Raw genomic sequence first — 24,859 nt, 5'->3', positions numbered from 1 at the left:
CGTTCGGGGGCCGAATCGTTCGGTTCGCCGTTCGGTTCGTTTTCGATCGCCTTTCGTTTCACCGCCGCATCGAGCCATTCGCGCAACGGGCGGCAATACGGCCCATCTGCCTGTTGCAAACGGGTCACGTGGCCGAAGCGGCCGCGGCGACGCAAGGCCCGGCAACGTGTCGAATCGGCCTGCCTACCTTGAGTTATAGCAGCCCGGCCGCGCGCGCGATCATCGCGATGCCGCCGCCGACCGCCACGCAACCGGCGATCCGCTCGACACGCCCGCCGGGCGGCGCGAGACGCTCGGCGGCGATCGCGACCGTCACGGCAGCCGTCACGCGCAGGTCCATCATGCCGGCCGCCAGCGCGATCGCCATCAGGTTCCCGCAACAGGCGCCGCAGTGCATGGCGCCCCGCACGCCGTGCCACCATGCCGCACCGGCAACCGCCGACGACCGGTGTGCGTCGCCTGCCGCATGCCCACAGCACGCCAGCCGCCGGGCCTTCCACGCCGAGAATTGCAGCATGCCCGCAACCGACACGACCGCGCCGGCCGCAAACGGCAGCGCGCGGGCAAATGCCGGCAGCCGTGCGGCAGCGGCCGTCAGCGCGGCGCCGGCCGGAAACACGAGCGCCCCGAGCGCCATCCACACCGCGAAGTACCCGGCGCCCGCCACGACGACGAGCCAGGCGGAACGCGCCGTCGCCATCGGGCCGATGCGCAGCCGGTATCGCCAGAGCATCGGCGCCAGCACCGGCAGCATCATCGTCACCGTCATCGCGCCCCACATTGCGGCGAACGCCGCGAATGCGCGTCCGGCGCTTCGGCCACACGGCTGCAGCCATGCGGCCGAAGCCATCCAGCCGCCGGCCATCGGTTCGCGGCCCATCGCGGCCATCGACGCATGCTGCGCCACGGTCGCGAGCGCGGCAACGGCGAACACGGCCACGAGCGCCGCGCCGAAGGCTCGCGGATCGGGGCCCGCGTCGCCGGCCGGCGGCCGTGCCATGGCCCGCCCCCGCCCCCGCCCGTCGCCGGCGCGCTCAGCCGCGTGCGTACTCGTCATGACGGCGCCACCACGGGCCGGCCTCGTTGCGTCCGCGCGGCGCGCGATCGAGCCACTGGTACATCCCCCACAGCCCGTCGAGCCCGCGCGCATAGGTGGAGTACGTGTGATAAACGGCGTCGTCCTCGCGCACGAACGCGCTCATCCCCGGCCGGTCGAGCGAATACGTGCGCGCATCGGTGCCGCACGTCGCAGCGAACTGCACGACGGGTGCCGGCGGCGGATCCATGTCCATCGCGTGACCGGCCAGCGCGTAGTTGTATTCGACGGCGCCCGCGCGCTGCTGCGTTTCGGTGAACGACACATTGAAGTCGAAGTTGAAATCGCTGCCGACCGACGACGCCCACGGGAAGCGCCACCCCATCCGCTGCCGGTAAGCGAGGAGTTTCGCGAGCGGCGCACGCGACACGGCGGCGAGCGTCACGTCGTGGTTCGCCAGGTGCACGGCGAAGCCGTCGAAACCGTCGGCGAGCGCCGAACACGACGGGCAGCCTGCCTTGTAGTCGGGGCCGAACATGAAGTGATAGACGAGCAGTTGCGAACGGCCGCGAAACAGGTCGCCGAGCGTGGCCGGCCCGTCTTCGGTGTCGAACCGGTAGGTCTTGTCGACGCGCACCCAGGGCAGCGCCTGGCGCCGCCGCGCGAGTTCGTCGCCTTGCCGCGTCAGCGCCTTTTCCGCGTCGAGCAGCGCGCGCCGCGCGGCCAGCCATTCGTCGCGTGTTCCGGTGAGATGGGTCGTCATTGCGGGTTCCTCCTTCCGATGGGTATCCGGGCACGGCGTCCGGTGCCGTGTGCGTGGTGCTAGATTAGTGGCGGGCATCGGGCCGGAGGGAGTGACAAGTGTGTCGGGATTCGGATGGATTCGCTGATCACGGCGGCCGCGCGCGCCCTCGCCGCCGGTGACGCGCTCGGCGCGCTGAACCGCGTCGCGCTGCGCGACGATGCGCCGGCGCTCGCGTTGCGCGGGATCGCGATGGCGCAGCTCGGCGATTTCGAACGCGCGCGCACACTCGTGCGCGGCGCCGCACGCGCGTTCGGCCCCCGGGAGGCCGTGGCGCGTGCGCGCTGCGTCGTCGCGGAAGCGGAGATCGCGCTCGCATCGCGCGACTTGCGCTGGCCGACACGCGCGCTCGATGCCGCCTGTGCGACGCTCGACGCGCACGGCGACCGCGCGAACGCCGCGCACGCGCGCTACCTCGGCGTGCGACGGCTGCTGCTGGTCGGCCAGCTCGACGACGCCGAGCGGATGCTCGCGAATCTCGATCCCGCACCGCTGCCGGCTGCATCGCGCGCCGCCCATGAGCTGATCGCGGCCGGCATCGCGATACGCCGCATCCGCACGCAGGCGGCCCGCGCGGCGCTCGTGCGGGCGCGCGCGGCGGCCCGCGACGCCGGCATCGCCGCGCTGACGGCCGAGATCGACACCGCGGCACGCGTGCTCGACGCACCGGCCGCGCGCCTCATCGCGCGCGGCACGTCGCGGCTCGTGCAGCTCGACGAAGTCGAGACGCTGTTCGCGTCGAACGCACTCGTCGTCGATGCGTGCCGCCACACGGTGCGCGACGCGCGCACGACCGTGTCGCTCGCGCGGCGGCCCGTGCTGTTCGTGCTCGCCCGCGCGCTCGGCGAGGCATGGCCGGCCGACGTGTCGCGAAACGCGCTCGTCGCGGCCGCGTTCCGCGCGAAACACGCGGACGAATCGCATCGCGCGCGCCTGCGCGTCGAGATCGGCCGGTTGCGCGCGGTGCTGCGGCCGCTCGCAAACATCGTCGCGACGCCGCGCGGCTTTGCGCTCGAACCGCTCGGCGTACGCGAGACCGTCGTCCTCGCGCGCCCGGTCGACGATCGCCACGCAGCCGTGCTCGCGCTCCTCGCCGATGGCGAAGCATGGTCGAGTTCCGCGCTGGCGCTGGCCCTCGGCGCGAGCCAGCGCACCGTGCAGCGCGCGCTCGACGTGCTCGCCGAAGCCGACAAGGTCCAGGCGCTCGGCCGCGGCCGCTCGCGCCGCTGGATGACCCCGCCGCTGCCCGGTTTCGCGACGACCTTGTTACTCCCTGCCCCGCTGCCGGGAGATTAGGATGACCTCACCGAACGACGAGGTGACGAACATGAAACGCTCCAGTGCAGAGATCCTTCGCGAATACGGCCCGTTTCCCGGCGTCGACGGCGTACACGGCGTCACGTTCGACGGGAAGTACGTGTGGTATGCGTCCGGCGACAAGCTGAATGCGCTCGACCCGGAGCGCGGCACGACCGTCCGCTCGATCGACGTCGCCGCACACGCGGGCACGGCGTTCGACGGCCGCCACCTGTACCAGATCGTCGAGGACCGCATCGAGAAGATCGACCCCGAATCGGGCCGCGTGCTCGCGACGATTCCCGCTCCCGGCGGCGGCGGCGATTCGGGGTTGGCATGGGCCGAAGGCGCGCTGTGGGTCGGCCAGTACCGCGATCGCAAGATTCATCAGGTGGATCCGCAGTCGGGCACCGTGCTGCGCACGATCGAGTCGAACCGCTTCGTCACCGGCGTGACGTGGGTCGACGGAGAGCTGTGGCACGGCACCTGGGAAGCCGATCAGGCCGACTTGCGGCACATCGATCCCCGCACGGGCCGGGTGCTCGAGCAGATCGACATGCCGGCCGGCGTCGGTGTGTCGGGGCTCGAATCCGACGGCCACGACCGCTTCTACTGCGGCGGCGGCAACAGCGGCACGCTGCGCGCCGTGCGGCGGCCCGTGCGGGCGCGGGCGCCGGGCGACGGTGCAGCGACGCCCGATCCGGCTGACGACTGATCCGCCGCCTGCCGCGATCGCTGCTGCGCGCCCACCCACCCACCGGCCTGCACCGAGTGCAGGAATGAACAAGACGACGCCGCGACGGCGTCGCTAAGATGCGCGCTCGTCAGTCATGTGTTCGGAGCGGTCGATGCAGCGCGGTGTGGTCTATGGTGTCCTGGCAGGTGCCCTGTGGGGCATGGTGTTTCTCGTTCCGCGGCTGCTGACCGACTTCTCGCCGCTGCTGCTGAGCGCCGGCCGCTATGCGATGTACGGTTTCGTGTCGCTCGCGGCCGCGCTGCCGGCCGCCCGCTCGCTGCTCGCGCGGCTGACCCGCGAGGATCTCGTCGCGCTGGTCAGGCTCGCCGTCGTCGGCAACGTCGCGTACTACATGCTGCTGTCCGCTGCGGTGCACCTGATCGGCATCGCACCCAGCTCCCTGATCGTCGGCGTGCTGCCCGTCACGGTGACGCTCGCCGGCCTCGGCGACCACGGCGCCGTGCCGCTGCGCCGGCTCGCCGCCCCACTGGCGCTGGTGATCGCGGGCATCGTCTGCATCAACGTCGACCTGTTCACGTCCGAGGCCGCGCATGCGACGACGCTCGGCCAGAAACTCGCCGGCATCGCCTGCGCGGCGGGCGCGCTCGCGAGCTGGACCTGGTATGCGGTCGCGAACGCACGTTATCTGCAGCGCCATCATCGTTTCGGCGGCAACGAGTGGTCGGTGCTGTGGGGTGTCGTGACGGGCCTGATCGGCGGGCTCGTCTGGATCGCGATCCTCGCGCTGCCGGCCGGCACGTTCCAGGAAGCGGTGCCCGCGTCGCGCTGGCAGTTGTTCTGGGTGCTGAACCTCGTGCTCGCGATCGGCGCGTCGTGGCTCGGCAACGGGCTGTGGAATGCGGCGTCGAAGCGGCTGCCCCTCACGCTGTCAGGCCAGCTGATCGTGTTCGAAACCGTATTCGCGATGCTTTACGCGTTCGTGTACGACCGGCGGATGCCGCATGCGCTCGAGATCGCCGCGCTGGTGCTGCTGCTCGCCGGCGTCTATGGATCGGTGCGCCGGCATGGCGACACGCCCGCCGGCGGCGGGACGTCGGGAAGCGCGCCGGGAAGCGCGGCGGCAAACGCGAATGCCGCAGCCCACTGAACGCCGCGGCGTTTGCTCAGACGAATCGGGTTGAAGGACGCGGATCGCTCCGCATCAGCGCGCGTCCTTGTGCATCCACTTGCGGCCCTCGATGGAGCCGTCGCGGCGCGACTTGTCGACGCGCCGCTGGCGCGCGAGCTTCGGATCGACGATCAACGGGCGGTAGATCTCGACGCGGTCGTGGTCGGCGAGCAGCGTGTCGAGCGGCGCGAGCTTCCCGTACACGCCCGTCTTCGCTTTCGCGAGATCGATTTCCGGATGCAGCGCGAGCACGCCGCTCGCATCGATCGCCGAACGAACGGTCGCCCCTTCGGGGAGCGACAGCGGAATCAGCGTCTGGCGATCCGGCAGCGCGTAGCAGACTTCGATCGACAGCATCGCGTCACCCCTTCCCGTAGCGCTGGTCGGCGCGCTTCACGAACGAATCGACGAACGTGTTCGCGATGTGGCTGAACACCGGCCCGATGATCTTCTCGAGCAGGATGCTCGAAAACTCGTAGTGCAGCGCGAATTCGATCTTGCACGCATCGGCGCGCAGCGGGATGAAGCGCCACGAACCCGTGAACTTCTTGAACGGCCCGTCCGCGAACTCCATGTCGATCCGTGTCGGACGCTGCTGCGTGTTGCGCGTCGCGAAATGCTGCTTGATGCCCTTGAAGTTGATGTCGATGCGCGCTTCCATTCCGCTCTCGTCCTGACGGCGAACCTCGACACCGCCGCACCAGGGCAGGAAATTGGGGTAGTCGGCCACGTCGGTGACGAGGTCGAACATCTGTTCCGCCGAGTGGCGGATCAATACGGTTTTCTGGACATCTGCCATAAATCGCGCGGCATCGCTTAAAGTGGGAACGCCAAGCCGGGCGATACTCGCCCCGCTTTGCTAAAATCGTGATTTTAAACGAGTTGGCCCGATCCTTTCATGAGCATCATCGACAACAGGAAAGCGCACTTCGATTATCACATCGAGGAACGCTACGAGGCGGGGCTCGTGCTGGAGGGCTGGGAAGTCAAGGCGCTGCGCGCCGGGCGCGGCCAGATCAAGGAAGGCTACGTCGTCGTGAAGAACGCCGAGATCTTCCTGATCGGTACCCATATCAGCCCGCTGCCCGAAGCCTCGACGCACATCAAGCCCGACCCGGTTCGCACGCGCAAGCTGCTGCTGCACCGCGAGGAAATCAAGAAGCTGATCGGCAAGGTCGAGCAGCGCGGCTACACGCTCGTGCCGCTGAACTTCCACTACAAGGGCGGTCGCGTGAAGTGCGACATCGCGCTCGCGAAGGGCAAGAAGCTGCACGACAAGCGCGAAACCGAGAAGAAGCGCGACTGGGAACGCGAAAAGGCACGCATCATGCGCGCCGGCACCTGACGCGCGACGCACCCACGCAAACGACACGGCCCGCTCGAAGCGGGCCGTGTCGCTTTGGACTGCGTGAATCGCCGATGCCGGCTGCGCGGCGGCGGCTGAGGCGGCGCGGCTGAGGCGGCTTTCGGCACGCCCTACCGCCTGCGTCGACTGAAGAAAGGTGCCGCGGGCATCATCCGCGCCCCGGCTGCGCGACGATTCGCCGCACACCGATCGCACGCGGCGCGCCCTTCACGCACCGCGTACATCCGACTCAGGCCTTCCCGCCCGAGGCCGCCCCCGCGTTCTTGACGATCGTCAGCGCCGACGAGATCGCGGTGCCGAGATCCGACAGGTTCGACGGCACGATCAGCGTGTTGCCCTGCTTCGCGAGATTCGAGAACGCCCCGACATACTGTTCGGCGACCTTCAGGTTCACCGCATCCATCCCGCCCTGCGACTGGATCGCGTTCGCGATCTTCTGGATCGCCTGCGCGTTCGCCTCGGCCACCGCCAGAATCGCAGCGGCCTCGCCCTGCGCCTGGTTGATCGCAGCCTGGCGCTCGCCTTCGGATTTCTGGATCGCCGCTTCGCGCGCGCCCGACGCGAGGTTGATCTGCTCCTGCTTGCGGCCTTCGGATGCGGCGATCAGCGCGCGCTTTTCACGCTCCGCGGTGATCTGCGCCTGCATCGCATGCAGGATTTCCTTCGGCGGCGTCAGGTCCTTGATCTCGTAACGCAGCACCTTCACGCCCCAGTTCGCCGCGGCCTGGTCGAGCGCCGACACGATGTTGTGGTTGATGAAGTCGCGCTCCTCGAACGTCTTGTCGAGCTCGAGCTTGCCGACCACCGAACGCAAGGTCGTTTGCGCGAGCTGCGTGATCGCGAGCACGAAGTTGCTCGACCCGTAAGACGCCTTCATCGGATCGGTCACCTGGAAGTACAGCACGCCGTCGACCTGCAGCTGCGTGTTGTCGCGCGTGATACAGACCTGGCTCGGCACGTCGAGCGGGATTTCCTTCAGCACGTGCCGGTACGCGATGCGATCGACGAACGGCAGCACGATATTCAGGCCGGGCGACAGCGTCGCGTGATAGCGCCCGAAGCGCTCGAGCACCCACGCATGCTGCTGCGGCACGATCTTCACCGTCTTCGACACGATCACGATCGCGATGACGAGCAGGACAACCCAGATGATCAGCGAATCCATGAAATATTCCCTCCTTGTTGTATCGGCGGACGATCAGCCCGCGGGTTTCGCCACGACCACGAGACAATTGCCGCGCACGGCGCTCACCTGGTACACGTGCACATCGTCGCGCTCGCCGTTCGCCAGCTCGACGTCCCAGTCGGCGCCGCGATACTGCACGCGCGCGCGGCCGTCGCGCCACGCATCGACCGTCACGGTCGAGCCGATATCGAGATTGACGTCGGGATTCGTCGACGTGTCGCGCTTCTGCTTGCGGCCGAGCCCCGAGCGGCGCAGCACGATCATCGCGACGATCGCGACCGCGGCCGCCGCGCCGAACTGCACGTGCGGCGCGAAACCGGCCAGTTGCAGCAAGCCGCCCGCGAGAAAGCCGAGTGCGATCATCAGCAGGTAGAACGTGCCCGTCAGCAGTTCGGCCACGACCAGCACGCCCACCGCGATCCACCAGAACAGATGCCCCGACATCATTTTGGCCTCCAGAAAAACGCCCCCGATACTCACTATATTCGCTGCCGCGAGCGGAGGCGACCGGCACGCCCGGATCGGCACGTTGCGTACCGACAAATAAAAACACCCCGGTGCGTACCGGGGTGTTTATAACACGAACCTTGCATTTTGCCTTCAACGAAAGCGCGGTGACACCGCGCTTTCGCCGAAGCGGCATCGCCGACCGTTACTTCCGGTTGGCGGCGAGCGCCTGCCACGTATCGATGATCGTGTCGGGGTTCAGCGAGATCGACACGATGCCTTCGTCGGTCAGCCATTGCGCGAAGTCCGGATGATCGGACGGGCCCTGGCCGCAGATACCGACGTACTTGCCCATCTTGCGGCAGGTATCGATCGCGCGCTTCAGCAGGAACTTGACGGCCGGGTCACGTTCGTCGAAGTCGACAGCCAGCAGTTCCATGCCCGAATCGCGGTCAAGGCCGAGCGTGAGCTGCGTGAGGTCGTTCGAGCCGATCGAGAAACCGTCGAAGTGTTCCAGGAACTCTTCGGCGAGGATCGCGTTGGTCGGGACTTCGCACATCATCACGAGGCGCAGGCCGTTTTCGCCGCGCTTCAGGCCGAACTTCTCGAGCAGGCCGACGACACGCTCCGCCTGCTTCACGGTACGCACGAACGGCACCATGATCTCGACGTTGGTCAGGCCCATCTCGTCGCGCACGCGCTTCAGTGCACGGCATTCCATCTCGAACGCCTGCGCGAAGTCTTCGGCGATGTAGCGCGATGCGCCGCGGAAACCCAGCATCGGGTTTTCCTCATCCGGCTCGTAACGCGAACCGCCGATCAGCTTCTTGTACTCGTTCGACTTGAAGTCGGACAGGCGCACGATCACGGGCTTCGGATAGAACGCCGCCGCGATCGTCGCGACACCTTCCGTCAGCTTGTCGACGTAGAACTGACGCGGCGATGCGTGACCGCGCGCGACGCTCTCGACGGCCTTCTTCAGGTCCTGGTCGATGTTCGGGTACTCGAGGATCGCCTTCGGGTGAACGCCGATGTTGTTGTTGATGATGAACTCGAGACGCGCGAGACCCACGCCGCCGTTCGGCAGTTGCGAGAAGTCGAACGCGAGCTGCGGGTTGCCGACGTTCATCATGATCTTGACCGGGATTTCCGGCAGTTCGCCGCGCTGCACTTCCGTGACTTCCGTCTCGAGCAGGCCGTCGTAGATCTTGCCTTCGTCGCCTTCCGCGCACGACACGGTGACGAGCGCGCCGTCCTTCAGGACGTCGGTCGCATCGCCGCAGCCGACGACAGCCGGCACGCCGAGCTCACGCGCGATGATCGCCGCGTGGCAGGTCCGGCCGCCGCGGTTCGTGACGATCGCGGCCGCACGCTTCATCACCGGCTCCCAGTTCGGGTCGGTCATGTCGGCCACCAGCACGTCGCCCGGCTGCACGCGTTCCATTTCCGACGGATCCTGGATCACGCGCACGGGGCCCGCGCCGATCTTCTGGCCGATCGCACGACCCGTCGCGAGCACCTGCGACTGGCCCTTCAGCTTGAAGCGCTGCTCGGCCTTGCCGGTTGCCTGGCTCTTCACGGTTTCCGGGCGTGCCTGCAGGATGAAGATCTTGCCGTCGCGGCCGTCCTTGCCCCACTCGATGTCCATCGGACGCTGATAGTGCTTCTCGATGATGACCGCGTACTTCGCCAGCTCGATCACGTCTTCGTCGGTGATCGAGTAGCGGTTGCGCTGTTCGTGCGGCACGTCGACCGTCTTCACGCGGCCCGGCTCGCCCGGCTGCGTGAATTCCATCTTGATCAGCTTCGAGCCGATCGAGCGGCGGATGATCGGGTACTTGTCCTGTGCGAGCGTCGTCTTGAACACATAGAACTCGTCCGGGTTCACCGCGCCCTGCACGACGGTTTCGCCCAGGCCGTAGCTCGACGTGATGAACACGGCGTCCTTGAAGCCCGATTCGGTGTCGATCGTGAACATCACGCCGGCCGCGCCGACGTCCGAGCGGACCATGCGCTGCACACCGGCCGACAGCGCGACTTCCGCGTGCGTGAAGCCCTTGTGCACGCGGTACGAGATCGCGCGGTCGTTGTACAGCGACGCGAACACGTGCTTCATGCGGTCGAGCACGTCTTCGATGCCGACGACGTTCAGGTACGACTCCTGCTGACCGGCGAACGATGCGTCGGGCAGGTCTTCCGCGGTAGCGGACGAACGCACGGCGAACGACAGCTCGCCCGGCGAGCCGTTCTTCAGGATGTCGAACTGCTCGCGGATTTCCTGCTCGAGACGTGCCTGCATCGGCGCATCGACGATCCACTTGCGGATTTCTGCACCGGCTTCGGCGAGCGCCTTCACGTCGTCGATGTCGAGCGACTCGAGACGCTTGGCGATGCGGTCGGTAAGGTCGTTGTGCTTGAGGAAATCGCGGAACGCGAGCGCGGTCGTGGCGAAACCGGTGGGTACGCGAACGCCTGCTTCGGAAAGCTGGCTGATCATTTCGCCAAGCGACGCATTCTTGCCGCCGACGATTTCCACATCGGTCATCCGCAACTGCTCGAACGGAATTACATACGCCTGGTCCTTTGCGACGTTTGCTGCGTTAGTCATACAAGCCCCTAAGTGTGAAAAAAATGCTCGATTGCGCAAGTGGGCTCGGACGCGGGCGCTTGCAAAAAGGCGCGGCGCGTCTTGCGCAACCTGTTGGAGAAACACTCGCAGCGGCGAAAATCTTCCGACCCGATTTGCAAAAATCCCGGCAGAAGGGCGATATTTGCAGACAAATCGCCAAACTTGCCGGGAATTATGGAATCGAGCGGCGAAGCCTGGGGCGCCGTTCGCGCCCTGCCCCCGCAATTGCTTATCCAACAGGTTGCCGCTATTCTACCGTGCCGGCTGCCGGATGTGGCGCGACCTTGTCACTGCGTCTGGAGGCGACCCTCCAGCCGCCCGCGCAACCGCCCTTCACGCTCGACGCCCAGATTCATGCTGCCTACCGTATTCATCGTCTCCGACGGTACCGGGATCACTGCCGAAACCTTCGCGCACTCGATCCTCTCCCAGTTCGACCAGAAATTCCGTCTCGTGCGCGTGCCGTTTGTCGACTCGCTCGACAAGGCCTATGCGACCGTCGAGAAGATCAATGAGGCCGCCGTGCACGACGGCCGCCGCGCGATCGTGTTCACGACGCTCGTCGACAGCGAGTCGAACGACATCGTCAAACGCTCGAACGCGCTCGTGCTCGACATGTTCCAGCGCTTCGTCGAACCGCTCGAACAGGAACTGGAGCTCAAGTCGAGCCATGCGATGGGCCGCGGCCACCAGAACGCGGACACCGAGGAATACAAGACCCGGATCGAGGCGATCAACTTCTCGCTCGCGCACGACGACGGCCAGTCGAACCGCAACCTGTCGGAGGCCGACGTGATCCTCGTCGGCGTGTCGCGCAGCGGCAAGACGCCGACGAGCCTGTATCTCGCGATGCAGTACGGCGTGAAGGCAGCGAACTATCCGCTGATTCCGGAAGACTTCGAACGCGGCAAGCTGCCGTCGGCGCTCGCCTCGCACCGCGAGAAGCTGTTCGGGCTGTCGATCGACCCGCAGCGCCTGTCGGAGATCCGGAACGAGCGGCGCCCGGGCAGCAAGTACGCGGCACCCGAGAACTGCCGCTACGAAATCAACGAGGCGGAAGCGATGATGCGCCGCGAGGGGATCAAGTGGCTGTCGTCGACGCACAAGTCGATCGAGGAAATCGCGACGACGATCCTGCAGGAAGTCCGCCTCGACCGGCAGTCGTACTAAGGTCGAGCGCCGGCAGCCGCCCTGCCGCCGCCGGAAACAAAAAGGCCGCGTCGAACGCGGCCTTTTTTCGTGGTGCGGGGAATGCGCGAGCGTGGCGCCACGCTCACCGCTGCTGGCGCACCTGCTCGAACAGGCACACCGCCGCCGCGGCTGCGACGTTCAGCGACTCCATCCCGCCCGGCTGCGGAATCGTCACGCGATGCGTGGCCACCTCGCGCCAGTACGCGGAGACGCCTGCGCCCTCGTTGCCGAACACCCACGCCACGGGGCCCGACAGGTCGCAATCGTAGATCGCCTGCGCGCCGTGCGAGTCGGTCAGCGCAACCGGTACATCGAGGCGTTCGGCGAGCTCACCGGCTTCGACGTCCTCGTGGATCGACAGCAGGAAATGCGCGCCCATGCCCGAACGCAGCACCTTCGACGACCATGCGTACGCGGTTCCCGGCGCACAGAACACGTAGCGCACGCCTGCGGCCGCCGCGCTGCGCAGGATCGAGCCGACGTTGCCGGCGTCCTGCACGCCATCGAGCACGACCGACGTATGCATGACGCGAGTGGGCAGCGGTTGCGCCGGCCGGTCGACGAGCAGCAGGAAGCCGACGCCGTTGACGACGTTCGACAACTGCCCGAACAGCGCGTCGGGCAGTGTGACGATCCGTTGCGCATCGATGCGCGCGACGATCGCCTGCGCCTCCGCGTGGCCGAGTGCGCCTTCGGTCGCCACGCACAGCTCGGGCGTCGCGCCCGTATCGAGGTACGCGCTCGCGAGATGGAATCCTTCGAGCAGCGCCTGGCCGCTGCGGCGCTGATGGGGCGTCGAACCCGCGAGCGCCTTCAGGCGCTTGTAAAGCGGGTTGTCGCGGGAAGTAATGCTTTTCATCGAATCAGGTCGAGTGCCGCGCGAACCGGCGCGAACGAGCGCCGGTGCGCTTCGCATGGCCCGTGCTCGCGTAGCGCGGCAAGGTGTTTCGCGGTGCCGTAGCCCGCATGTACGTTGAAGCCGTACACCGGGAAACGCTCGTGCAGGTCGACGAGCATGCGATCGCGCGTGACCTTCGCGAGAATCGACGCGGCCGAGATGCTCGGCACGAGCGCATCGCCGCTGACGATCGCCTCGGCACGCACCGTCAGCGTCGGGCAGCGGTTGCCATCGATCTGCGCGAGCGTCGGCAGCACCGACAGGCCCTCGACCGCCCGCTTCATCGCGAGCATCGTCGCGTGCAGGATGTTCAGCGTGTCGATTTCGTCGACGCTTGCCGACGCGACGCAATACGCACGCGAGCGTGCGACGATCAGGTCGTACAGCGCGTCGCGCTTCTTCGCGGACAGCGCCTTCGAATCGTCGAGCCCGTCGATCGGCTGCGCCGGATCGAGGATCACGGCGGCGGCCACCACCGGCCCCGCGAGCGGGCCACGACCGGCTTCGTCGACACCGCAGACGATCTCGTCGGGCCGGCTGAAATCGAAACCGTCCTGCACGTCGCTCGACGCGCGGCGGCGTGATGCACGTACTGCGGTCATGCGCGCCCCTTGCGTTGTTCGAGCACGCGCACGACCGCTTCGGCCGCCTTCGTAGCCGTGTTCTGCCGCAGCGAAAGATGCATTTCGGTGAAGACTTCGGTCAGTGTGCGGCGATTCGCGTCGTCGCGCAGCTGCGTGAGCGTCGCATCGGCGAGCGCCTCGGGCGTCGCGAAATGCTGCAGCAGCTCGGGCACGACGAAACGCCCCGCCAGGATGTTCGGCAGGCCGACGTACGGCAGGTACCCCTGCCGGCGCATGATCTGCCCGGTCAGCCAGGGCACCTTGTACGAGATCACCATCGGCTTCTTCAGCAGCGCGGCTTCCAGCGTGACCGTGCCGCTCTTCACGAGGATCGCGTCGGCCGCCGTCATCGCGACCTGCGAGCGGCCGTCGGTGAGCGTGAGCGCAAGCTGTGGATGCGCGTCGACGAGCGGCTGCAGCAGCGCGCGCAACGCGGGCGTCGCCGCCGGCATCACGAACCGCACGCCAGGCTCGCGCTGCTGCATCAGCGCCATCGCCGCAAAGAACGTCGGGCCGATCAGCGCGATTTCCGAACGCCGGCTGCCCGGCAGCACCGCGATCACCGGGCCGTCGGCCGGCAATCCGAGCGCGATGCGCGCACCGTGCATGTCGGGTTCGAGCGGGATCTCGTCGGCCAGCGGATGACCGACGTAGGTCGAGGCGACACCTGCCTTGTCGAGAATCGCCGGTTCGAACGGGAACAGGCACAGCATGTGATCGACGGACTTCGCGATCTTCTTGATCCGGCCGCCGCGCCATGCCCAGATCGACGGGCACACGAAGTGGATCGACGGGATACCGGCATCGCGCGCGGCCTGTTCCACGCTGAAGTTGAAGTCGGGTGCGTCGATGCCGATGAATGCGTCCGGTCGCTCGGCGAGCAACTGGCGCTTCAGCTCACCGCGAATCCGCAGGATCTCGGGAATCTGGCCGAGCGCCTCGACGTAGCCGCGCACGGTCAGCTTGTCCATCTGCCAGTGCGAATCGAAGCCCTGCGCGATCATCCGCTGCCCGCCGATCCCGTAATACTGGGCCGATTCGGGCAGCCGCTCGCGCAGCCCGCCGAGCAGCGACGCCCCGAGCAGGTCGCCCGACGGTTCGCCGGCCGCCATCGCGAGCCGGAGCTGAGTGGTCGGAAGCGGCATCGCTTAGCGGATGATGCCGCGTTGCGACGCGTCGATGAACTCGACGAACGCCTTGACCGCCGCGTCGCCGTCGCCGCCCGCTTCCGCGAGCTCGCGCAGCTGTACCTTCGCTTCCTCGAACGACAGGCCGTTCTTGTACAGCAGGCGGTAAGCGCTGCGCAGCGCCGAGATCGCATCGGGCGAGAAGCCGCGCCGACGCAGCCCTTCGACGTTGATGCCGTGCGGCTCCGCCTTGTTGCCCGCCGCGATCACGAACGGCGGGATGTCCTGCACGAGCGCCGAAGCGCCCCCGAGCATCGAGTGCGCGCCGATGCGCACGAACTGGTGGACACCCGACATCCCGCCGACGATCGCCCAGTCGCCGATCTCGACGTGGCCGGCCATCTGCGCGTTGCTCGACAGGATCACGTGGCTGCCGACGGTGCAATCGTGACCGATGTGCACATAGGCCATGATCCAGTTGTCGTCGCCGAGCGTCGTCACGCCGCCGTCCTGCACGGTGCCCGTGTGGATCGTCGTGAATTCGCGGATCGTGTTGCGGCTGCCGATCACGAGCTTCGTCGGCTCGTCCTTGTACTTCATGTCCTGCGGACGGCCGCCGACCGACGCGTAATGGCCGATGCGGTTGTCCTCGCCGAGCGTCGTATGGCCTTCGATCACGCTGTGCGAGCCGATCGTCGTGCGCGCGCCGATCGTGACGTGCGGGCCGACGATCGCGTACGGGCCGATCTCTACCGATTCGTCGATCTGCGCGCCCGGTTCGACAATCGCGGTGGGATGAATCCTGGTCATGCGCCGTTGCCTCTCGATGTGATGTGTCGCGTTGCGTTGCCTGTGCGTGCCGCGTCGCTCAGGGCGCCACGTCGGTCGTCTTGACCGTGCACATCAGTTCGGCTTCCGCCGCCACCTTGCCGTCCACTTCCGCCACCGCCTTGAACTTCCAGATGCCGCGGATGTAGCGTTCGAACGTCACGTTCAGAATCAGTTGGTCGCCCGGTTCGACCGGACGCTTGAAGCGCGCGCCGTCGATCCCGACGAAGTAGTACAGCGTGTTCTCCGGATCCTTCGGCTGCTCTTCCGAGAAGGTCAGCAGCGCCGCGGCCTGCGCGAGCGCCTCGAGGATCAGCACGCCCGGCATCACCGGCCGCTTCGGGAAATGCCCCTGGAAGAACGGCTCGTTGATCGACACGTTCTTCAGCGCTTTGATTCCCTTGTGCGGTTCGAGTTCGAGCACGCGATCGACGAGCAGAATCGGGTAGCGATGCGGCAGCAGCGTGAGGATCTTGTGGATGTCGAGATTGATTTTTTCAGTGCTCATGATGGTTCGTCTCACGCAGAGGCTGCGCGGTGGTGATGCAAAGGCTGAAGCGGGCCGCCGTGCGGCCCAGTCTGGCAAACCGGGCCGGTTGCGCTGGCCGTGCCCGGTTCGAGGTCTCGCATGATGCGCTCAGGCGCCCGTGCCGCCCTGGGCGGCGAGCGCGGCTTCGAGCGCCTTGATGCGCTCGCGCAGCTTGTCGAGGTTGCGCACGAGCGCGGCGCTCTTGTTCCATTCGCCGTGGTCGACGGCCGGGAATGCGCTGGTATAGATGCCGGCCTTCGGCAGCGACTTCGATACGCCCGAATTCGCGGTGATGATGACATAGTCGCCGAGCGTCACGTGGCCGGCGATCCCTGCCGCGCCGCCGATCATGCAATGGCGGCCGATCGTCGTGCTGCCCGCGATGCCCGCCTTGCCGGCGATCACCGTGTAGGCGCCGATCCGGCAGTTGTGGGCGATCTGCACCTGGTTGTCGATCTTCACGCATTCGTCGATGACGGTATCCGCCATCGCGCCGCGGTCGATCGTCGTGTTCGCGCCGATCTCGACGTCCGGGCCGATCGATACGCCGCCGACCTGCGGGATCTTGACCCAGCTGCCGGTGCGCGCGTCGCCGTCGCCGACGAAATCCGGCGCGAAGCCGAAACCGTCGGAGCCGATCACGGCGCCCGCATGGATGATCGCGCGCGGGCCGACCTTGCAGCCGTGGTACACCGACGCGTTCGGATAGATGTGCGAGCCCGCGCCGATCGTCGTGCCGCGGCCGATGAAGACGTTCGCGTCGAGCTGCACGCCGTCCTCGATCACCGCACCGGCCTCGACCGTCACGTGCGGGCCGATCACCGCGCTCGCGGCGACCTGCGCGGCCGGATCGATCGTCGCGCTCGGATGCACGCCGGCGGCACGCTGCGGCGTGGCCAGATCGATGAACATCTGCGCGACACGCGCGAAGTACGCGTACGGATTCGGCGTGACAATGAAATTGCGACCCGTCGCGGCCGCGCCCAGCTTTTCCAGATCCTTCGGCGCGATCAGCACCGCGCCGGCGCGGGTCGACTCGACCTGCGACAGGTACTTCGGATTCGCGAGGAACGCGAGTTGCTGCGGGCCTGCCTGGTCGAGCGGTGCGAGCCCGCCCACCTTGCACTGTGCGTCGCCGGCGATCTCGCCGCCGAACCGCTTTACGAGTTCCTCAAGCGTCAATGCCATTCGTCGTCTGCTCCGTTCAGTTCGTCGAGCCGGACGCGAGCGCCTTGAGCACCTTGTCGGTGATGTCGATGCGCGGGCTGACGTACACGGCTTCCTGCACGATCAGGTCGTAATTCTGCTGCTCGGCGATCTGCTTGATGACCTTGTTCGCCTTCTCGAGCACGGCCGCCAGCTCCTCGTTGCGGCGCTGGTTCAGGTCTTCGCGGAACTCGCGCTGCTTGCGCTGGAAGTCGGTATCGAGCTGGGCGAGATCGCGCTGCTTCTGCGCGCGGTCGGCCGCCGACAGCGACGCGCCGTTCTTGTCCAGCGAATCGGACATCGACTTCAGGCGTGCCGCCAGATCCTGCAGATCCTTGTCACGCTTCGCGAACTCGGCTTCGAGCTTCGTCTGCGCCGCCTTCGCGGGCGCCGACTCGCGCAGGATCCGATCCGAATTGACCGCCGCGATGCGGGCGACGTCCTGTGCGTGCACCGTTGCAGCGCCCAAGGCCAGCGCAACGGTCAGCGCGCACATCACTCGTTTCGAAAACTTACCGGTTAGCAAAATTACCCTCTCGTTGCTGTTGTCATGCGTTCGGTCAGAACGCCGTCCCGATCTGGAACTGGAATTTCTGGTACTGGTCGCCTTCGTGCTTCTGCAGCGGGAAGCCGAGGCTCAGCTTCAGCGGGCCGATCGGCGAGATCCACGCGAGACCCACACCGTAGCCGTAACGCAGGCCGTTGGCGCCCGTACTCGTGCCGCCCGGCGCATTGCCCCACACGTTACCGCCGTCGAGGAACGTGAACACGCGCAGCGTGCGGTCGTAGCCCGTGCCCGGCAGCGGGAACGTCAGCTCGATGTTGCCGACGAGCATCTTCGAACCGCCGATCGGGTCGTTCGTCTTCGTGTCGCGCGGGCCCAGCGAGCTCGGCTCGTAGCCACGCACGGAGCCGATACCGCCCGCGTAGTAGTTCTTGAAGATCGGGTACGGGTTGCCGATACCGTTACCGTAGCCGCCTTGCAGGTTCAGGCCCAGGATGAAGCCGCGCGAGAACGAATAGTAGTACTGGGCCTGCAGGTCGGCCTTGTAGTACTGGATCTTGCCGACCGGTACGCCGTACTCCATGTTCGCCTGCGTGAAGTAGCCGCGGCTCGGAATCAGCGCGCTGTCACGCGCATCGCGCGACCACGCGACCGTCAGCGGCACCGTGTTCGACACGCGGCCGAACTCGTTCACGTAATCCTGGTAGCTCTGCGGCGTGTTCGAATCGACGTCGAGACGGTTCTGCTCGAAGCCGGCGCCGAAGTAGACGGTGTCGACTTCCGAGAACGGAATGCCGAACTTCAGGTTGCCGCCCGCGCTGATGATCCGGAAGCTCGAGCTCGTCGAATAGTAGAGCGGCTGGTACGTGCGGTAGTAGACGTCCGTGATCCGCTTGATGCCGTCGACCGTAAAATACGGGTCGACCTGCGTGACGGTCAGCGTGCGGTAGCTCTTCGCGGTGTTGACGTTCACCGACAGGCTGGTACCCGAGCCGAACACGTTGTCCTGCGACACGCCCGCCGACAGCACGACCTTGTCCGTCGACGAGAAGCCGGCGCCCAGCGTGATCGCGCCGGTCGGTTTTTCATCGACCTTCACGTTCACGTCGACCTGGTCGTTCGTGCCGTCGACCGGCACCGTCGTCACGTCGACGTTGGTGAAGTAGCCGAGACGGTTCACGCGATCCTTCGACAGCGCGAGGCGGTTCGAATCGAACCACGAGCTTTCGAGCTGGCGCATTTCGCGGCGCACGACTTCGTCGCGCGTGCGCGTGTTGCCGACGACGTTGATCCGGCGCACGTACACGCGGCGGCTCGGATCGACGACGAGGTTCAGGTTCACCTTGTGGTTCGCCTGGTCGATGTCCGGCTGCGCGTTGACGGTCGCGAATGCATAGCCGTATTCACCGAGCTTGTCGACGATCGACTTGGTGGTCTGCTGCAGCTTTTCGGCCGAGAAGCGGTCGCCCGGCTTGATCTTGATCAGCTTGCTGAGTTCGGCCTCGCGATCGAGCAGGTTGCCCGACAGCTTGATGCCCGACACCGTGTACGGCTCGCCTTCGTGCAGCGTGACCGTCAGGTACATGTCCTTCTTGTCGGGCGAGATCGACACCTGGGTCGAATCGATGTTGAACTCGAGATAGCCGCGGTTCAGGTAGTACGAGCGCACCGCTTCGAGGTCGCCCGTCAGCTTTTCCTTCGAGTACAGGTCGTTCTTCGTGTACCAGGAGAACCAGTTCGGCGTGGACAGCTGCATCTCGTCGCGCAGCGTGCTGGTGCTGAATGCCTTGTTGCCGATGAAGTTGATCTGGCGGATCTTCGCGCTCGGGCCTTCGGCCACCGCGAACAGGATCGACACACGGTTCGCGTCGACCGGCGTGACCGTCGTCTTGACCTCGGCCGCGTAGAAGCCGCGCGTGAGGTACTGGCGCTTGAGCTCCTGCTCCGCCTTGTCGACGAGCGCCTTGTCGTAATAACGGCCGTCGGCAAGGCCGACCGCGCGCAGCGCCTTCGTCAGGTTGTCCTTGTCGAATTCCTTCGTGCCGGTGAAGTCGATCGACGCGATGGCCGGACGCTCCTGCACCTGCACGATCACGACGTTGCCCTGCGTGGCGATGCGTACGTCGTTGAAAAAGCCCGTCGCGTACAGCGCGCGGATTGCTTCGGATGCCTTGTCGTCCGTGAAGGTATCGCCCTGCTTGATCGGCAGGTAGGCGAACACCGAACCCGCTTCGACGCGCTGCAGCCCCTCGATCTTGATGTCTTGCACCACGAACGGTGCCGCTGCATGCGCCGCGAGGCCGTGCGCGGCGAGCGCGGCCGCTGCAACTGTCTTAGGTACAAAACGATGAGGTTTGAACAACATGCATCCCCAATATTTAGCTGCATCAAATCAGGCGGCTGCCCAGCGGCCGCCGCCTGACGCTTCAGAAATGGATTAACCGAGCCAGATCGTTGAACAGCGCGATCGCCGACAACGCGACGATGCAGATCAACCCGGCTCTTTGCAGAATCAGCTGCCAGCGCTCCGAGACGGCTTTCCCGGTCGCGGCTTCAACCGCATAATATAACAGATGCCCCCCGTCCAAAACGGGAATCGGCAACAAGTTCAGGACGCCAAGGCTAATGCTGACAAGGGCGAGGAACGACAGGAACGCCGACGGACCGAGCCGCGCACTCTTGCCCGCGTAGTCGGCAATCGTCACGGGGCCGGACAGGTTCTTCAGCGACGCGTTGCCCGTGATCATGCGCCCGAACATCCGCAGCGAATACACGGAGATGTCCCACGTGCGGTGCGCGCCGAGCCGCAGGCTCTCGATCGGCCCGTAACGCACGTCGACGGACGGCGCATGCATCGACAGCGCCGCACCGATACGGCCGACCTGCTGCCCCGATTCATCGTCGCGCTGCATCTGCGGCACGATCGACACCGTCTGCGCGGCGCCGTCGCGCTCGATCTGCAGCTCGAGCGGCTTGCCTGCATGGTGTTTCACGAAATCGATGAAGCGCGTCGCGCCGCCGATCGGCTTGCCGTCGAGCGCGACCAGCTTGTCGCCGGACTTCAGGCCCGCCTGCTCCGCCGCGCTGCCTGGCTGCACCGTCGCGATCGACAGCGTGCCGCCGCCGGCCTCGAAACCCAGACGGGCCATGAAATCGTCGTCGAGCTGACTTTCGGGAACGTTGCGCAGGTCGACGCGGAAATCGAACGTCGTGTTGCCGTCGCGCGCGCCGAGCACGATCTCGCGGTGATCGAACGCGGCCGCGAGCAGCTTCCAGCGCAGGTCCGACCACGACCTTACCGGCTCGGACTCGCCGCCTTGCGCGTCGCCCGTGCGCACGTTGCGGATCGACACGATCGCCTCTCCGCCGTCGAAGCCCGCGCGCGCCGCCGCCGTACCGGCGGCCGGCGGCGCGACGATCGCGGCCGGCTCGGTCACGCCGGTGGCAAATACGACGGAAAACAGGAAGATTGCCAACAGGAAGTTGGCAATCGGGCCGGCCGCGACGATCGCGATGCGCTTGTAGACCGATTGCCGGTTGAACGCCTGGCCGAGCTCCTCGGGCGGGATGCCAGGGCCGGGATCGCGCTCGTCGAGCATCTTCACGTAGCCGCCGAGCGGCAACGCGGACAGCGTCCACTCGGTGCCCGTCCGGCGGCTGACCCAGCGCGCGACGGGCTGGCCGAAGCCGATCGAGAAACGCAGCACCTTCACGCCGCACCAGCGCGCGACGCGATAATGTCCGTACTCATGCACGACGACCAGCACCCCGATCGCCACCGCAAACGCGATCAGTTCGACCAGCACGTTCATGAGCACCCCATTCAGACAGTGCGCTCCACGCGTGGCGCAGGCGCTTTGGCAATGATCTCGGCGGCGAGGCGGCGTGCCTCTGCATCCGCCGCCAGGACGTCGTCGAGCCCGTCGGGCGCGCGGTTCGGCAGCGTGTTGAGCACGGCGTCGACCGTCGCCGCAATCGCCATGAAGCCGATGCGGCGCGCGAGAAACGCTTCGACCGCCACTTCGTTCGCCGCGTTCAATGCGGCGCTCGCGATACCGCCTTCCTCGAGTGCCTTCAGCGCGAGCGCGAGGCACGGGAAGCGCGCGTAATCGGGCTTCTCGAACGACAGCTGGGCGATCTGCGCGAGGTCGAGCTGATCGACGCCCGCATCGACGCGCTCGGGGAACGCGAGTGCGTGCGCGATCGGCGTGCGCATGTCGGGGTTGCCGAGCTGGGCGAGCACCGAGCCGTCGCGGTACGACACGAGCGAATGGATCACGCTCTGCGGATGGATCAGCACGTCGATCCGGTCGCCCGGCAGCCCGAAGATCCAGTGCGCCTCGATCACCTCGAGACCCTTGTTCATCATCGTCGCGGAGTCGACCGAGATCTTGCGGCCCATCACCCAGTTCGGATGCTTGCACGCCTCGTCCGGCGTCACGTCGACGAGCGTGGCCGGCTCGCGCGTGCGGAACGGGCCGCCCGACGCGGTCAGGATGATCTTCGAGATCCCGCCGTGCTCGTTCTCGTCGCGGGGCATGCACTGGAAGATCGCGTTGTGTTCGCTGTCGACCGGCAGCAGGATCGCGCCATGGTCGCGCACGGCGTCCATGAAGATCGCGCCCGACATCACCAGCGATTCCTTGTTCGCGAGCAGGATGCGCTTGCCGGCGCGCGCGGCCGCGAGGCTCGGCGCGAGGCCGGCCGCACCGACGATCGCCGCGACCACCGTGTCGCAGCCGTCGCTCTTCGACACGTCGACGAGCGCCTGCGGCCCGTGCAGCACGGTCGTCTTGCTGCCCGCCGCACGCAGCTTCGCTTCGACCTGCGCGGCGGTCGCGGCATCGCCGACCACCGCCACTTCAGGCGCGAAGCGCAGGCATTGCTCGACCAGCTTGTCGCCGTTGCGGTGTGCGGTCAGCGCGTAGACCGAGAAGCGCTCGGGATGGCGCGCGACCACGTCGAGCGTGCTGTCTCCGATCGAGCCCGTGGAACCGAGCAATGTCAGACGTTTTTGCATAACAGAAATAGTGGTTTAACCAAGCAGCAGCATCGCGAGCGGCAGCACCGGAAGCAGCGCGTCGACACGGTCGAGCACGCCGCCATGGCCAGGCAGCAGTCCGCTCGAATCCTTCACGCCCGCCTGCCGCTTCAGCAGCGACTCGAACAGGTCGCCGATCACGCTGTACGCGACCAGCAGCGTCAGTGCGGCCCACGCGCCGGGCATCCCGTAACGCACGGCGAACGCGGAAAACAGGGTCGGCTCGAACGCGTGCACGACCATCGCGACACCGGCGACGACCATCACGGCGAGCCAGCCCCCGATCGCGCCTTCCCAGCTCTTGCCGGGACTGATCGTGACGGCCAGTTTACGCTTTCCGAAGGCCTTGCCCGCGAAGTATGCGCCGATATCGGCCAGCCAGACGACCAGAAGCAGCGACAGCACGAACGGCACGCCCAGCGCGCGCGCCGCGACGAGCGCATGCCAGCAGGCTGCAAAGACCACGAGGCCGGCCGCCAGCAGGAACGGCCGCCAGACGCCGCCCGCGAGTTCGGGCTTGCGCCGCAGCGCGAACGGGCCGACCAGCAGCCAGAACACGCCGGCTGCCATGAAAAGGGGACGGGACGATGCCGCATCGACGCCGAGCGGCACCGTTGCCGCGAGCGCAAGCGCCGCGACGACGGCATAGACGACCGGGCCGGCGCCGCCGAGCTTGAGCAGGCGCGCCCATTCCCACGCGGCGAACACGAGCACGACGCCGATCAGCGCGCCGAACGCGGTGAGCGGCGCGAACAGCGTCACCGGCAGCAGTACCGCCAGCATCACGATCGCCGTGATCACACGGGTTTTCAGCATGAAAGGGAGTCGGCGTTCTGCGATTGCGGTTCGAGCTGTGCGCTCGTGCGGCCGAAACGACGTTCGCGCTCCGTATACGACGCCATGGCGTCGGCCAGTGCCGCGCCGTCGAAATCCGGCCAGTATTTGTCGGTGAAATAGAATTCGGCGTACGCGAGCTGCCACAGCAGGAAGTTGCTGACGCGCTGCTCGCCACCGGTACGGATGAAGAGATCGGGCTCCGGCGCATAGGCCATCGCCAGGTGCGGCGCGAACGCGTCCTCGGTCACTTCGACCTCGCGCCCTTCGCGCACGGCCTGCTCGACGAGCTTCTTCGTCGCCTGCAGGATGTCCCACCGGCCGCCGTAGTTGGCCGCGATGGTGAGCGTAAGACGGGTGTTGCGCGCCGTCTTGGTTTCGGCGCGGCGAATCAGTTCGCGGATGCGCGGCTCGAAACGGTCGAGATCGCCGACGACACGCAGGCGGATCCCGTTCGCATGGAGCTTGCCGACCTCGCGCTCGAGCGCGGTGATGAAGAGCCGCATCAGGAACGACACTTCGTCGTTCGGCCGGCGCCAGTTTTCCGAACTGAACGCGAACAGCGTCAGGTATTCGACGCCGGCGCGCGCGCAGCCTTCGACCACCGCCCGCACGGCATCGACGCCGCGGGTATGCCCCGCGACGCGCGGCAAGCGGCGTTCGGTCGCCCAACGGCCGTTGCCGTCCATGATGATCGCGATGTGACGCGGCACGACACCGACGTCAGGCACGCGAACGGTAGAGCTGGTATAGGTCATGGCCGTTGAGACAGTTGCGGGAAGAAGGCGGCGCGCGAGGACGGTCGTCAGACCGTCATGATCTCGGCTTCCTTGGTCTGCACGAGCTTATCGATTTCGGCGACGTGCTTGTCGGTCAGCTTCTGCACGTCGTCGCTCGCACGGCGCTCGTCGTCTTCCGAGATTTCCTTGTCCTTCACGAGCTTCTTGAGCGCTTCGTTCGCGTCGCGGCGCAGGTTGCGGATCGCGACCTTGGCCGTTTCGCCTTCGCTCTTGACGACCTTGGTCAGTTCGCGGCGGCGCTCTTCCGTCAGCGCGGGCATCGGCACGCGGATCAAGTCGCCGGCCGTCGCCGGGTTCAGGCCCAGGTCGGCTTCGCGAATGGCCTTCTCGACCTTCGCGACCATGTTCTTTTCCCACGGCTGCACGCCGATCGTGCGCGCATCGACGAGCGTCAGGTTAGCGACCTGCGAGATCGGCACCATCGACCCGTAGTAGTCGACCTGCACGTGATCGAGCAGACCGGTGTGTGCACGGCCCGTACGGATCTTTGCCAGATCGTTCTTGAACGCCTCGATCGAGCGCTGCATCTTTTGCTCGACGCCCTTCTTGGTATCAGCGACACTCATTTCAACCTCCGAACCTTCTAACCTTCAAAGAACGCGGGCCCTGCCCGGCGCGTCCGGCGCGCCGCGGCCGATGGCCCGCATCCG

Annotated in this window: 25 protein-coding genes; 5 read left to right on the top strand and 20 right to left on the bottom strand. The window is 66.7% G+C overall.

What is annotated here, in order from left to right:
- Nucleotides 1–193 precede the first annotated feature (193 nt).
- Nucleotides 194–1,000, bottom strand: coding sequence for a copper chaperone (locus tag DPV79_RS07055; RefSeq protein ID WP_113045077.1), 807 nt, complete (start codon nucleotides 998–1,000; stop codon nucleotides 194–196).
- Nucleotides 1,001–1,034: 34 nt separating this feature from the next.
- Nucleotides 1,035–1,799: a DUF899 domain-containing protein gene (locus DPV79_RS07050; RefSeq protein ID WP_113045076.1), complete on the bottom strand. Its 765-nt coding sequence runs from the start codon at nucleotides 1,797–1,799 to the stop codon at nucleotides 1,035–1,037.
- 114 nt (nucleotides 1,800–1,913) lie between these two features.
- On the opposite strand from DPV79_RS07050, the gene DPV79_RS07045 reads away from it, so the two are divergent.
- The 3 genes from DPV79_RS07045 (at nucleotide 1,914) to DPV79_RS07035 (ending at nucleotide 4,978) form a co-directional block, all read left to right on the top strand.
- Nucleotides 1,914–3,134, top strand: a complete 1,221-nt coding sequence (locus DPV79_RS07045) for a helix-turn-helix domain-containing protein (RefSeq protein WP_113045075.1) — start codon at nucleotides 1,914–1,916, stop codon at nucleotides 3,132–3,134.
- A gap of 31 nt (nucleotides 3,135–3,165) precedes the next feature.
- Entirely contained in the window at nucleotides 3,166–3,849 is a 684-nt protein-coding gene (locus tag DPV79_RS07040) for a Vgb family protein (RefSeq protein ID WP_113045135.1), read from the top strand.
- 133 nt (nucleotides 3,850–3,982) lie between these two features.
- Nucleotides 3,983–4,978, top strand: coding sequence for a DMT family transporter (locus DPV79_RS07035; protein ID WP_113045074.1), 996 nt, complete (start codon nucleotides 3,983–3,985; stop codon nucleotides 4,976–4,978).
- Between the two features lie 54 nt (nucleotides 4,979–5,032).
- Here DPV79_RS07035 and DPV79_RS07030 read toward each other — a convergent pair whose 3' ends face one another.
- Both DPV79_RS07030 and DPV79_RS07025 read right to left on the bottom strand, forming a co-directional pair.
- Complete coding sequence (locus DPV79_RS07030; RefSeq protein ID WP_060057536.1) at nucleotides 5,033–5,356, bottom strand: RnfH family protein; 324 nt, start codon at nucleotides 5,354–5,356, stop codon at nucleotides 5,033–5,035.
- 4 nt (nucleotides 5,357–5,360) lie between these two features.
- On the bottom strand, nucleotides 5,361–5,798 hold the full coding sequence (locus DPV79_RS07025) for a type II toxin-antitoxin system RatA family toxin (RefSeq protein WP_006478512.1): 438 nt from the start codon (nucleotides 5,796–5,798) through the stop codon (nucleotides 5,361–5,363).
- 99 nt (nucleotides 5,799–5,897) lie between these two features.
- Here DPV79_RS07025 and smpB point away from each other — a divergent pair, with 99 nt between their 5' ends.
- Complete coding sequence (gene smpB / locus DPV79_RS07020) at nucleotides 5,898–6,344, top strand: SsrA-binding protein SmpB (protein ID WP_006478511.1); 447 nt, start codon at nucleotides 5,898–5,900, stop codon at nucleotides 6,342–6,344.
- A 250-nt stretch (nucleotides 6,345–6,594) separates the two neighbouring features.
- Here smpB and DPV79_RS07015 read toward each other — a convergent pair whose 3' ends face one another.
- From DPV79_RS07015 to ppsA, 3 genes are all read right to left on the bottom strand, one after another.
- Nucleotides 6,595–7,530 carry an SPFH domain-containing protein gene (locus tag DPV79_RS07015; RefSeq protein ID WP_014896750.1) on the bottom strand — a complete coding sequence of 312 codons (936 nt, stop codon included), beginning with the start codon at nucleotides 7,528–7,530 and terminating at the stop codon, nucleotides 6,595–6,597.
- A gap of 33 nt (nucleotides 7,531–7,563) precedes the next feature.
- On the bottom strand, nucleotides 7,564–7,998 hold the full coding sequence (locus DPV79_RS07010; RefSeq protein WP_060222478.1) for an NfeD family protein: 435 nt from the start codon (nucleotides 7,996–7,998) through the stop codon (nucleotides 7,564–7,566).
- A 205-nt stretch (nucleotides 7,999–8,203) separates the two neighbouring features.
- Complete coding sequence (gene ppsA, locus DPV79_RS07005; RefSeq protein WP_048020911.1) at nucleotides 8,204–10,606, bottom strand: phosphoenolpyruvate synthase; 2,403 nt, start codon at nucleotides 10,604–10,606, stop codon at nucleotides 8,204–8,206.
- A 375-nt stretch (nucleotides 10,607–10,981) separates the two neighbouring features.
- Between ppsA and ppsR the strand changes: the two genes are divergently transcribed.
- On the top strand, nucleotides 10,982–11,797 hold the full coding sequence (gene ppsR, locus DPV79_RS06995) for a posphoenolpyruvate synthetase regulatory kinase/phosphorylase PpsR (protein ID WP_021159117.1): 816 nt from the start codon (nucleotides 10,982–10,984) through the stop codon (nucleotides 11,795–11,797).
- A gap of 103 nt (nucleotides 11,798–11,900) precedes the next feature.
- Here ppsR and DPV79_RS06990 read toward each other — a convergent pair whose 3' ends face one another.
- The 13 genes from DPV79_RS06990 to frr form a co-directional block, all read right to left on the bottom strand.
- Nucleotides 11,901–12,677 carry a TrmH family RNA methyltransferase gene (locus DPV79_RS06990; RefSeq protein ID WP_113045073.1) on the bottom strand — a complete coding sequence of 259 codons (777 nt, stop codon included), beginning with the start codon at nucleotides 12,675–12,677 and terminating at the stop codon, nucleotides 11,901–11,903.
- On the bottom strand, nucleotides 12,674–13,318 hold the full coding sequence (rnhB, locus tag DPV79_RS06985) for a ribonuclease HII (protein WP_059687328.1): 645 nt from the start codon (nucleotides 13,316–13,318) through the stop codon (nucleotides 12,674–12,676). The genes DPV79_RS06990 and rnhB overlap by 4 nt, the downstream gene beginning before the upstream one ends.
- Nucleotides 13,315–14,484, bottom strand: coding sequence for a lipid-A-disaccharide synthase (lpxB, locus tag DPV79_RS06980; RefSeq protein WP_042974811.1), 1,170 nt, complete (start codon nucleotides 14,482–14,484; stop codon nucleotides 13,315–13,317). Before lpxB ends, rnhB begins: the two co-directional genes overlap by 4 nt.
- Nucleotides 14,485–14,487: 3 nt before the next feature.
- Nucleotides 14,488–15,276, bottom strand: coding sequence for an acyl-ACP--UDP-N-acetylglucosamine O-acyltransferase (gene lpxA / locus DPV79_RS06975; RefSeq protein ID WP_021159113.1), 789 nt, complete (start codon nucleotides 15,274–15,276; stop codon nucleotides 14,488–14,490).
- 58 nt (nucleotides 15,277–15,334) lie between these two features.
- Entirely contained in the window at nucleotides 15,335–15,802 is a 468-nt protein-coding gene (gene fabZ / locus DPV79_RS06970; protein ID WP_021159112.1) for a 3-hydroxyacyl-ACP dehydratase FabZ, read from the bottom strand.
- Nucleotides 15,803–15,931: 129 nt separating this feature from the next.
- Entirely contained in the window at nucleotides 15,932–17,011 is a 1,080-nt protein-coding gene (gene lpxD, locus DPV79_RS06965; protein ID WP_021159111.1) for a UDP-3-O-(3-hydroxymyristoyl)glucosamine N-acyltransferase, read from the bottom strand.
- Between the two features lie 16 nt (nucleotides 17,012–17,027).
- Nucleotides 17,028–17,525: an OmpH/Skp family outer membrane protein gene (locus DPV79_RS06960; RefSeq protein ID WP_011549544.1), complete on the bottom strand. Its 498-nt coding sequence runs from the start codon at nucleotides 17,523–17,525 to the stop codon at nucleotides 17,028–17,030.
- A 64-nt stretch (nucleotides 17,526–17,589) separates the two neighbouring features.
- Nucleotides 17,590–19,899, bottom strand: a complete 2,310-nt coding sequence (bamA, locus tag DPV79_RS06955; protein WP_057056463.1) for an outer membrane protein assembly factor BamA — start codon at nucleotides 19,897–19,899, stop codon at nucleotides 17,590–17,592.
- Nucleotides 19,900–19,960: 61 nt separating this feature from the next.
- Nucleotides 19,961–21,346, bottom strand: coding sequence for an RIP metalloprotease RseP (gene rseP, locus DPV79_RS06950; protein ID WP_048020907.1), 1,386 nt, complete (start codon nucleotides 21,344–21,346; stop codon nucleotides 19,961–19,963).
- Nucleotides 21,347–21,357: 11 nt separating this feature from the next.
- On the bottom strand, nucleotides 21,358–22,554 hold the full coding sequence (locus DPV79_RS06945; RefSeq protein ID WP_021159108.1) for a 1-deoxy-D-xylulose-5-phosphate reductoisomerase: 1,197 nt from the start codon (nucleotides 22,552–22,554) through the stop codon (nucleotides 21,358–21,360).
- Between the two features lie 15 nt (nucleotides 22,555–22,569).
- On the bottom strand, nucleotides 22,570–23,391 hold the full coding sequence (locus DPV79_RS06940) for a phosphatidate cytidylyltransferase (RefSeq protein ID WP_042974809.1): 822 nt from the start codon (nucleotides 23,389–23,391) through the stop codon (nucleotides 22,570–22,572).
- Nucleotides 23,385–24,167 carry a polyprenyl diphosphate synthase gene (uppS, locus tag DPV79_RS06935; RefSeq protein ID WP_006478494.1) on the bottom strand — a complete coding sequence of 261 codons (783 nt, stop codon included), beginning with the start codon at nucleotides 24,165–24,167 and terminating at the stop codon, nucleotides 23,385–23,387. Before uppS ends, DPV79_RS06940 begins: the two co-directional genes overlap by 7 nt.
- Before the next feature lie 47 nt (nucleotides 24,168–24,214).
- Nucleotides 24,215–24,775 (bottom strand): ribosome recycling factor, encoded by a 561-nt coding sequence (gene frr / locus DPV79_RS06930; RefSeq protein WP_021159105.1) that lies wholly within the window; start codon nucleotides 24,773–24,775, stop codon nucleotides 24,215–24,217.
- Between the last annotated feature and the right edge of the window lie 84 nt (nucleotides 24,776–24,859).

Origin of the sequence: Burkholderia reimsis, from assembly GCF_003294055.1 — a bacterium.
Taxonomy (GTDB): Bacteria; Pseudomonadota; Gammaproteobacteria; order Burkholderiales; family Burkholderiaceae; genus Burkholderia; species Burkholderia cepacia.
Note: the sequence above shows the minus strand (reverse complement) of the source record. Positions and strands in the feature narration are given on the sequence as shown.